Raw genomic sequence first — 10,924 nt, 5'->3', positions numbered from 1 at the left:
GTACTCGGTGTTGTTGCCGTCCACTTTTTCGCTGACGGTCACGTTCTTACCGGCGACGACGGTGGTGGTTTTTTCAGTTGCGGCGAGTTGTTCGTTCAACTGGGCAACGTTGACGGCGTCGGTGGCTTTTACGCCTTTGGCAACGTTGCTGATGGCTTTGCTGCCGGCATCGATGCCGTCAGCAGTAACGTTCACATCGCCTGCTTTCAAACCGTCTTTGCCCAGAGCTACTTTGTCGCCAACGGTTACGCCGCTGTTGTTCACAACAGTCTCGCCCGCAGTCAGGCTGTCAGCCTTCAGGTCTTTGGCGGTAGAAACTTTGTAAACGCTGGAGCCTCCTGTTTTGTCGGTTTCAACGACGATGTTGTTGTTGCCGCTTTCCACACGACCTGAATTGGCTTTCAACTGGGCAACGTTGACGGCATCGTTATCTGCCTCGCCTGCGGCGACGTTGGAGATTTTATTGCCGCCGTTGTTCAGACCGTCTTTGGTCAGGCTGACAGGGTTGCCTGCCGTACCATTGCCCACAGTCAGTCCGTTGTCGGACAGTACGCTGTCGCCAACAGTGACTTTGTTGAAGGAGACGTCGTCTGAAGTCGCTACGGTGATGTTCTTACCGTCGCGGCTGACTTTGATGTTTTTGCCTTCTTTGAAGGTCACGGTGTCGCCTGCGGCGATTTTTTCAGACGAGGTTTCTTCGTTGGTGTTCAGGTTCCAACCTTTTTCGGCAGTTTCTTTCACCGCGGCAATCGCGTCGTGAACATTGGCTTTACCTGTACCACCGATGTCGGTGAAGGTGACGTTGCCGTTGTTGTTGGCCGCGTTACCGCCGAGGATTTTCGCCAGGTTGGCTTGGGCTGCGTTCAACTGCTCTTCAGTCGCAGCTTGACCTTTGGTAGCGAAATCCGCACCGCCCAAGGCTTTGTTGCTCAGACCGCTGACAGTACCGTTTACGCCGTCGATGCTGACAGGTTTGCCACTGTCTTGACCGATTTTGACGGTATCGGCAAGTTTCAGTTGTACGCCACCTTCAACGGTTTCGCTGACAATGTTGCTGTCGCCTTTGATGTTGACAGTGTCGCCCAGAGCGTATTTGTTGCTGCCGCTCGTACCGCCGATATTGATGCCTTTGGCAATATTACCAGCGTTGGTATCGGCTTTCTGATCAACTTTATACAGTTGCGCTCCGTTAACAGCATCGGTGCTGTCAGCAGCAAGCGTGCCTTCGGCAACCTTAGTAATCTTGTTGCCGCCGTTGTTCAGACCCTCTTTGGTCAGGCTGACGGCTTCTTTGCCGCTGCTTGGCACCGGAGTCAGGGTGATGCCGTTTGCTGTGGTTTCGGCAATATTGCCGTCTTTGTCAATCATGGAAACGTTGCCGCCACCAATAGTGGTAGAGCTGCCGTCGGTTTCAAAGTGTGCGCTGTTCAAACCTTGCAACTCTTTGGCAAGTTTGACGTTGAGCGTACCGTTGGCGTCGTCTGAAACCACACCGATGTTGTTGTCAGACAGTTTCGCCGCGTCTGCACCGCCTTTAACCAAGACTTGGTTGCCGAGTTTGCGCTCGAAATTCTTGTCTGTGTTGTCGCCGCCGAAAGTCAGACCTTTTTGCAGCTCGGTACCGATGTTGTCCAACGCGCCTTGTACGGTGTTGGCAGGTGCGACCTGCGTACCGTCGGTTTTGGTTACGACCAGATTCGGTACTTCAACCGCGCCGGTAGTCGGATTGACGGTTGCGCCCAATGCGGTTGCCAACGGAGTGAGCTGGCTGACGTTGACGGCGTCGGTATTGCTCACACCGGCAGCAATGTCGGTTGCTTTCTTACCGCCGTTAGACAGACCTTCGGTCGTCAGTTTGACAGGGTTTGCCGCTGTACCGACGGTCACGCCGTCTGCAGCAACGGTGGTTTTGCCGCCTGCTGCGTCAACAAATTCAGACGAGGTCAGACCTTTCAACTCTTTCGCCAGTTTGACGTTGAGCGTACCGGTAGTGTCGTCTGAAACCACGCCGATGTTGTTAGCAGACAGTTTAGCTTCATCTGCCTCGCCGCCTTTAACGGTAACAGTGCTGCCCAAACGTCGAGTTGAGGGAGTACCGGCATCAGCGGCAAACGTCAGCGGTGTGCGGACTGCATCGCTTAACGCACCTAATGCTTCTCCGACAGTATGGTAAGTCGCTACGCTACTACTATCCGGATTGCCGGAAATGACTGTGTAATCCGGTGCAGTAATAGTGCCGTCAGCAGGATTAACCTTTGTGCCAAGTGCTTTGGCAACTTTGTCCAGTTGCGATACGTTTACCGCATCGTTTTGCTTCTGACCATCTTTAACGTTACCGATAGTCGTCGGAGTCGAAGTTTGAGGATCGGTCGGATTCAATGCAGCAATGGTTACGTCATTGCCTGTATAGACAGAGTTGTCCTCTACATCGACAAACTTAACGGTGCGTGTTTGCGTCAGCGGATCAACGGTTACTTCGCGTCTCAACATTTTGCCATTGGAACCAACATAAGAGAACGGTGTTGAATTATTAACCGTAGTCAATGTAGTTACACTGACGTTTTTAATTGCATCTGATAACTGCTCAAAATTCACTGCATCAGACGGATCACTACCTTTGGCAACATTGATAATCTTGTTGTTTGCCATATCCAAGCCGCCATTTGCAGTAATCTTGCCGGCAAAAGTCGGAGCATCAACGGTATTGATGCTGACTGCACCTTTATTTTGGCTCAAACGAATATTTTGACCTGCTTCCAGCGTAATGGTCGCACCATTGGTAATTTCTTCCAAAGAATAGTTTTCAGCAACACCATTGGTATTGTTGGTTTTAGCTGTATTCAGCTTGAACGATTTGTAGGAAGTGTTGTGGATAGAAGCAATGGCATCATGAATAGTGCTCTCACCCGTACCGCCGATGTTAGACATCGTAATAGTACCGTCATTCGCAATGGCTGCATTGCCACCCAATACGCCGACTGCGGTCGTACCGATATTATTCATGACGTTTTGAGTCGCATAAAGCTGGCTGCCGTTTACTGCGTCGGTGCTGTTGTTGCTGATGCGGCCTGCGGCGACGTTGGTAATCGTACGCTCTTTGCCTGCCGTGCCGATGCTGAGTGTGGACTCAGGCGCGGCACCTGCGAAGTTACCGAAAGTCAGACCGCCAACAGTGGCAGAGGTCGTCTGAACGGCTGCTTCAGTCGCAGAATTGGCACCCAATGCGATAGAGTCTTTGTGGGCGGCATTGGCGTTTTTACCGAAGGCAATAGCATTGCCGACAGAGGCTTTTGCCGCATCGCCCAAGGCAAAGGTGTCGCCTGCGGTCGCTTTGGCGTTTTTACCGAAGGCTACGGCACGGTTTTGCGTGGCTTGGGCATTGTAGCCGATGGCGATGGTGTCGTCTTTTTGCGCGTCTGCTTCGTTACCCAATGCTACGGCATTGCTGGCAGAAGCTTTGCTTTGGCGGCCTGCCGCGACGGTACCGAAAGCAGTTGCGCGGGTATTGTGACCCAACGCAGTCGCACCTGCCGCCGTAGCTTGGCTGTATGGACCAACTGCAGTAGTGGAGTCGTGAATGGCCTGCGCGCCGTCACCGACCGCTACGCTGGATTTACCCAACGCTTTGGAAGACTGACCGCCTGCGAAGGAGTTTTGACCGTAAGCATTGGATGATTGACCGACGGCGGTAGCGTTGGTGCCGCTGGCTTTGGTATTCGCACCGATGGCGACGGAACCTTCGCCTTTAGTCAAACCGTTTACACTCGCGTCAGATGCCGTGTCTTCGTTGACAGTGGCGTTTTTACCGATGGCGATAGAGTTGGAAATCACCGCCTGCGCGCCAGTACCGACGGCTACGGCAAATTCGCCGGCAGCTTGCGCGTCTGCACCTGCTGCCAGAGCATCCAGTCCGGTTGCGCCGTCATTGTTGTAGTTGCCTCGGGTATCAGAGGTCGTCTTAACGCTGTAGAAATGGCTGGAGCTGCCGCCACCCAATTGGTCGATTTTATTGTTCATTGCTTCCAAAGCGTCGTGAACATTGGCTTTGCCTGTACCGCCTAAGTTGTTCAGGGTCAGGTTGCCTGCATTGTCGATTTGGGTACTGCCACCCAAAGCGTCTTTGACGTTTTTACCTAAGTTGAGCAGGTAAGAATTGGTCGCGTAAAGCTGGCTGCCGTTAATGGCATCGGTACTGGTTGCGCTGATAACACCCGCAGAGACGTTTTGAATTTGACGGGTGAAGCTGTTGGTAGGGGTGGTTGCATCGACTTTACCGACGGAAACCGTGCCGTAAGAGCTTGTTCCGGCTGCGGTATAGTTACTATTCAACGTGTAGTCGCCGTTGTGGTGCGCTTCGGTCACGCTACCGCTACCCAATGCAACATCTTTTTCATTAACAGCAACGGAATCGACACCCAATGCGACTGCTTTAATGCCCAATGCGTTGGCAGTCTTACCGATGGCTACGGAGTTGTCACCGCTGGCTTTGGAAAGTGTACCGACGGCAACCGCAGATTCTTTTTCTGCCAATGCGGTTTTACCGATGGCTACGGTATTGTTGGAGCTGCCTTTTGCGGCTTCACCGATGGCGACGGTGGAGGTAACGCTCAGTTTTTGGGCATCCGTACCCATACCTGCTTCTCTACCGATGGCGACGTTGTTCGCACCGACCACAAATGCGCCGGAACGCAAGCCAAGAGCGATGTTATCCACGCCGGTGGCGTTGTTGCCCGTGCCTTTACCGATGGAAATTTGTCGTTCGTTGTTATAGGCGTTGCGACCGCTGTCCGCGCCGATATAGACGGTGTCCGCACCAACTGTGCGTCCTGCGGAAACGGCGGCGTCGTATACGCCCGCGTTCGTACCTACCACGATATTGCCCGTACCTGCCGCTACGGCTTTGTTACCGATGGCGACGGCGTTGTTGGCGGTTGCTTGGCTGTTTTGACCAAGTGAAGTAGAAGTTTCTTTGGTGGCAATGGCTTCCTTACCGACCGCGACGCTGCTCAAACCGGTTGCCTGAGTGGCAAAACCGACGGCAATTGCGCCTTTGGCAGAAGCAGCGGTTTGCGGACCGACTGCCAAGGCGTTTTCTGCATCTGCATTGCTGTCTACACCAAAAGCTGTGGCGCGCAGACCATTTGCCGAGCTGCTTTTACCGACGGCAGTAGTATCGTGATTGACTGTCTTAGCGCCATAACCGATGGCGGTTGAGAAATTACCGGTTGCGTTCGTCGCTTTGTCCGCCGCCTGACTACCGCCAATCGCGATAGAGGAAGAGCCTGACGCATTCGCTTTACCACCGATGGCAATACCATAAGCTCCTGAACCTACAGCCAACTCACCCACGGCAATCGCACGCTGTGCGGAAGCGACGGCAGTACCCATTATTGCAAGGCTGGCAGGTCCGGATGCATTGGCACCTTTACCGGTAGAATTTGCACCACCAATAGCGACAGCACTCAATCCCGAGGTAGTGGAATTGAAACCGATGGCAACGCCATTAGCTGCCACACCGGTTGTGGCAGCACTGGTACCGATGGCAACGGAAGAACTGCCCTGCGCATTCGAGCTGTCACCGACTGCGATACTGCCGCCTTTGGTTTTCGACAGATTACCGATAGCAACGTTTTTGGCATCCATACCGTTCGCGCCATTACCGATAAATATAGACTGGGTACTGTCACTACCATTGCCTGCATTTGTACCGATAGCAATCACGTTATCGCTATTTGTGCTGTTTTGTAATGCATTTTCGCCGATAGCGATGTTTCGTCCGTTTGCAGTACTGGAGCCTGGACCCGCGCCTTTACCAATCGCAATGTCTGCCTGACCTTTCGTTGCCGCACCTTGACCGATGGCAATAGTTTGGTTTTTGGCTGCATTAGCAGAAGAACCAATGGCAATAGACCCGGTTTCGGCAGTAGCCGCATTCGGACCGATAGCGACGTTACTTTCTCCCCTGGTTTGGGTTCCTTGTCCGATGGCGACAGATTTACCTTGTTTTGGAGGTTGTCCGCCGTCTTGAGGAATGAAATCTAACGCTGTCGTATTATCATCGCCGCAGACAACGTTGTAACTGACGGTATCGAAATAACAGGTGTTGTAATCAGTAGCGGCTGCAGGTACAGCTGTACCATTGGAGAGGGTTTTGCCGTTATTCGCTGCAGCCATAACTTGACCGCTGGCGAGCAGCAGGCCGGACATGATGGCGGTAAACGCGAAGCGCACACCTGCGGAGGCAACAATACCGCCTATGCCTGATGAAGCTGTTTTCCCATGCGCTTTGGCAAATTCTGCCACCGCGTTCCACGTCTGTGTGGTTTCGTTCCATACGACACGATAGATTTTATTCATGCTTACTCTCTGACTTAAAATGTTAAACAAATGAATTTAATATGTTATTGGATTGTCGGAATAACCTGCTTTCCAAACATCCGATCCAACAACTAAAAATGAAAGCATCTTATTCGATGCCAATATTTCGATTGCAAAAATTATTCAACGGATATGACGCATATTGTCACTTTCAAACAAATTTCAGAATTTATCTATACCTCAGATAACAATCTCTCAAACCTGATTTCAGTACCTTTTAGCTATTTATATATCCGCTTATCTTTAATAACTTCTATTTTCTTAACCTTACTTTGCAATTAAAGCGAAACTTTATCTTTTTATTTGAAAGCAATTTATATGCCAAAACCCTTTTACTCAGATTCATACGTACTAAAAAAATGATATTTTTAAGTATCCGACATCCAAAAATAAGCAAAGAGGTCGTCTGAAAATGTTTCAGACGACCTCTGTAAATCTTATGTTGATTTAATATTAATGAATAATGTTTCAGATACATTCCCAGCAAGTTGGCGATGTTTGACGGCATTATTCTGTATAATGCCGCAATGTTTTTGAAACAAGGAATACAAATGCTTACCCCAGAACAAGTCAAATCGTTGATTGAAGGCGTTGCCGCTTGCGAACACGTCGAAGTCGAAGGCGACGGGCATCACTTCTTCGCCATCATCGTCTCTTCCGAGTTTGAAGGCAAAGCCCGCCTCGCCCGCCACCGCCTGATCAAAGACGGCCTGAAGGCGCAATTGGCCAGCAACGAATTGCACGCGCTGTCGATTTCCGTTGCCGCTACGCCTGCGGAATGGGCAGCGAAGCAGCAATAAGCCGTACAGCAGACAAGAAAAAGGTCGTCTGAAACCTGAATCGGAGTTTCAGACGACCTTTTTTAATTTACACAGCGTTGAATTGCCGCTTAATAATATAGTGGATTAAATTTAAACCAGTACGGCGTTGCCTCGCCTTGCCGTACTAGCTGTACTGTCTGCGGCTTCGTCGCCTTGTCCTGATTTAAATTTAATCCACTATAATCAGGAATGTGGGCAGATTCGGTATCGCTCCTTATGCGGCTGCTTCAAACTTTTCGACCATGCCGACGCCGACGCCGCAGATGCCGACGTGTACCGCCACCACCGGCGATACGGGAACACCGTCATCCAAACAGATACCGGTCCGCTTGAAGAAGCGTTCTGCAAATATTTGATACCGGTCGCGTTCGCCCGTATAAAGACCGCCGAGGATAAATTGTTCCCGTGTTTTGCCTTGCATCAGTTTCAACACTTGGTCGATGATCGCATCAAACATTTTTTCGTCATCGGAGGCGGATTCGACCCGATACAACTGGTCCTGCGAAAAACGCAATACGGCGCGCAGCCCCAACCAGTCGCACAACGAAGCGCCCAATCTTGCCATCGTGCCGCTGCCGACAAGGGATTTGATTGTGGACAGTCCGAAAATGATGTTGCAACGTTCTTTTAAACCTTCCAAGTAAGCAACGATTTCCGTCGGCGTTTTTCCTTCGCGCAACAGGCGGTCTGCTTCCAAAGCAAAAAAGCCTTCGGGCATGCAGCATGTCCCTGTATCGACGACATGGACTTTCAACTGCGGAACCTGCTCGGCAACTTGACGCACCATATCGGCAGAATCACTTAATTTGTGGCTCAACGTCGTCACGATGGCTTCGTGATAACCCTGACCGACCAAATATTGAAAAGTCCTCAATAAATCTTCAGACGACGGCGGTGTTGTAGAAACATCGTTGTCCAAATGCTCGCGGCGCCAATTGCAATATTCTTCATTGCTGATTTCCAGTCCGTCAGCGAACTCTTGTTGTTCCATAAATACATTCAGATGCAGAATCTGAATCGGGCTGTCCCGATCGAGTATGCCCGACAAAGAGCCACTCGACGTGGACAATACCGCACAACGATATAAGGCATAAGAGCCTGTCATACACTGCTCCCTTGTGCATCAAACAATACAAAATCCAAAACTAATAAATGACCATCTAAGCGGTCTATTTTAATGATAAACGGTATGTAAATTTTTGTCCATATATTAATAGTTCTGAGCATTATTTTGAAACTAAACACTATATTCTAAAATAATAGTCATCATTCATTGCCATATGGTTTTTACGCCTCCTTTTAAACACCGGCGTTTACATATCGTTTACAATACATCTACTTATCAATCAAAAGACTATCCCATGCAGAAAATCACCCTTATTGCCGCCTGCGCGCCCGACCGTTGCATAGGCATCAACAACACCATGCCTTGGCACTTGCCCGAGGACTTCGCATTTTTCAAATCCTATACCCTCAACAAACCCGTCGTGATGGGGCGGAAAACTTGGGAATCCCTGCCCCGCAAGCCGCTGCCCGGCCGCCGCAATATCGTCATCAGCCGTCAGGCAGGTTATACAGCGGAAGGGGCGGAAACCGTCGGCAGCCTTGAAGAAGCGTTGGCATTATGTGCGGCTGTGGAAGAAATCATCATCATGGGCGGCGCACAAATCTATGCCCAAGCCCTGCCGCTTGCCAGCGATTTACGGATTACCGAAGTGGCATTGAACGTCCAAGGAGATGCGTTTTTCCCCGAATTTTCGCCGTCAGAATGGCGCGAAGCTGCCCGCGAAACCCACACCTCCGCCAACGGCACAGGCTACGCCTTCGTCCATTACACCCGCATCCGATAAACAAAAATGGGCGGTTTGCCGTCCAACCGTCCACCAGCGATGCGATGAATCAATATAGTGGATTAACTTTAAACCAGTACGGCGTTGCCTCGCCTTGCCGTACTATCTGTACTGTCTGCGGCTTCGTCGCCTTGTCCTGATTTAAATTTAATCCACTATAAAATCAAAAGGTCGTCTGAAAACCGTTTTTCAGACGACCTTTGTGATTCTCAAACAAGCCGATACAGTGAATTAAACTAAGCCGCTTTGCCCGCGAATCTGCCGAAAAAATCCTAAATTGGACAATCAACCAAGCCGTTTTCCGCGGGCAAAGCTCACGCTACAATCCGCGACCAGTATCAGCGGCGTGCCGTTGTTCCCGAACCCGCCTACCAAGTCGAATAAGGATGCTTGCTCAAATACGCATTGGTAAATTTTCCTTCCGACGTAATCTCCGCGCCCAGCCAGTCCGGTTTTTCAAAGGGCGTATCTTCTGCAGGCAGCTCAAGTTCCGCCACCACCAAAGGCGCGTTGTCGCCGAAATACTCATCGATTTCAAACACAAAGCCCCTAAATTCCACCCGATAACGGTGTTTTTCCATCTTAAACGGACACATCGTCTCCATCATCTGCTGCGCGTGTGCCAAAGGAATTTCGTATTCAAACTCGCTGCGGCTGACATCCGAAATATAGCCTTTCAAAGTCAGCCAAGCCTTGTCGTCAATAATGCGCACGCGGATGGTGCGCTCTTTTTCCACGCTCAAATAGCCCTGCTGCAACACCTGCGGCGCAGAGGTTTCGCGCTTCCAGTCATCGTTTTTCAACAGGAAGCGGCGTTCGATTTCAATAGTCATCTGTTTGATTCCAATATAAAAGAAGGTCGTCTGAAAACAGGTTTCGCAAACACATCAAAACGGTTTGAACACCACCATATACAAGGCAACAATCATCATCAATACAGGCACTTCGTTAAACACCCTGTACCACTTGTGCGAATGCGTATTGCGTTTTTCCTCAAAGCCGCGAAGCAGCGCGCCGCAATAAAATTGATAAGCCAAAAGCAGCAGGCCCATCAACAGCTTCACATGCAGCCAGCCCTGCCCCCACCAGCCCGTAACAAACGGAATCAAAATGCCGAACACCAGCGTCCCGAATCCCAACGGCGACATAAACTTATACAGCCGCCGCGACATCGCCGAGAGCCGCTCATATTCCACCGGCTGCTCCGCCGCTTCGACCTGCGCCAGATTCACAAAAATACGCGGCAGGTAAAACAGCCCGGCAAACCACGAAATCACAAAAAACACATGCAAGAGCTTAAACCACAAATACATTTTCAGACGACCTCATGCTCGAAAACGCATATTTTACCCGCCAAACCGAAGCGGCTGTTTTCTTTATATCAACGACTGTCTGTTTTACGCCCGAAAAATTGTAAATTACGTCATAATTTCGCACAGTTGATATGCAATAAGATTAAAATTTGTTAAAATGCGCATGTAATTAAAACTAATAGCCGCCATACCTCGCGGAACAAACACAAAACGGAAAGAAAACATGATTAAGCAATTTGAAATCAGCACCAGCGTTCAAAAACAACTCGGCGACTACCTCGCCGCCAACCAGACCGACCTCAAAACCGCCATGGCGGACGAAACCCGCAACGGCGAAGTCGCCGCCATCATCCATGCCGGTCTGCCCATGATGGTGCGCAAAATCTATTCTCTGGAAAAAATGAAAAACTTCTTCTGGACGAAAAAAGAGCTGATGGTCGAATTCGTCGCCATGCGCCTTGCCACCGCCGAAAAGAAAAACGCCAAGAAAAAACGTTAATCCTTCCGGCTCATTGAAGAAAAAGACAAAAAGGTCGTCTGAAAACCAAAATCAAGGTTTTCA

Annotated in this window: 7 protein-coding genes and 1 pseudogene; 3 read left to right on the top strand and 5 right to left on the bottom strand. The window is 50.2% G+C overall.

What is annotated here, in order from left to right:
• Positions 1-6,357 (bottom strand): ESPR-type extended signal peptide-containing protein (locus DBZ16_RS10995; RefSeq protein ID WP_159070327.1); only part of this gene is annotated, 6,357 nt, incomplete at its 3' end.
• Positions 6,358-6,929: 572 nt separating this feature from the next.
• Between DBZ16_RS10995 and DBZ16_RS10985 the strand changes: the two genes are divergently transcribed.
• Entirely contained in the window at positions 6,930-7,178 is a 249-nt protein-coding gene (locus tag DBZ16_RS10985; RefSeq protein ID WP_107814024.1) for a BolA family protein, read from the top strand.
• A 95-nt stretch (positions 7,179-7,273) separates the two neighbouring features.
• Here the strand turns inward: DBZ16_RS10985 and DBZ16_RS15995 are convergent.
• Positions 7,274-7,381, bottom strand: a pseudogene (locus DBZ16_RS15995) (IS5/IS1182 family transposase); the annotation flags it as partial.
• 32 nt (positions 7,382-7,413) lie between these two features.
• Positions 7,414-8,304 carry a DegV family protein gene (locus DBZ16_RS10980; protein ID WP_107814018.1) on the bottom strand — a complete coding sequence of 297 codons (891 nt, stop codon included), beginning with the start codon at positions 8,302-8,304 and terminating at the stop codon, positions 7,414-7,416.
• Between the two features lie 256 nt (positions 8,305-8,560).
• Between DBZ16_RS10980 and folA the strand changes: the two genes are divergently transcribed.
• On the top strand, positions 8,561-9,049 hold the full coding sequence (gene folA / locus DBZ16_RS10975) for a type 3 dihydrofolate reductase (protein WP_107814017.1): 489 nt from the start codon (positions 8,561-8,563) through the stop codon (positions 9,047-9,049).
• 368 nt (positions 9,050-9,417) lie between these two features.
• Here the strand turns inward: folA and DBZ16_RS10970 are convergent, their stop codons facing one another.
• Entirely contained in the window at positions 9,418-9,882 is a 465-nt protein-coding gene (locus tag DBZ16_RS10970) for a CYTH domain-containing protein (RefSeq protein ID WP_107814016.1), read from the bottom strand.
• Positions 9,883-9,936: 54 nt separating this feature from the next.
• Positions 9,937-10,362, bottom strand: coding sequence for a CopD family protein (locus DBZ16_RS10965; protein WP_107814015.1), 426 nt, complete (start codon positions 10,360-10,362; stop codon positions 9,937-9,939).
• Positions 10,363-10,585: 223 nt separating this feature from the next.
• On the opposite strand from DBZ16_RS10965, the gene DBZ16_RS10960 reads away from it, so the two are divergent.
• Positions 10,586-10,861, top strand: coding sequence for a hypothetical protein (locus tag DBZ16_RS10960; protein ID WP_039410460.1), 276 nt, complete (start codon positions 10,586-10,588; stop codon positions 10,859-10,861).
• Positions 10,862-10,924: the final 63 nt, after the last annotated feature.

The organism is Neisseria sicca (genome assembly GCF_003044565.1).
Classification (GTDB): domain Bacteria; phylum Pseudomonadota; class Gammaproteobacteria; order Burkholderiales; family Neisseriaceae; genus Neisseria; species Neisseria sicca_A.
The sequence above is the reverse complement of the archived record's forward strand: the minus strand, read 5'-3'. Positions and strand labels throughout refer to the sequence as shown.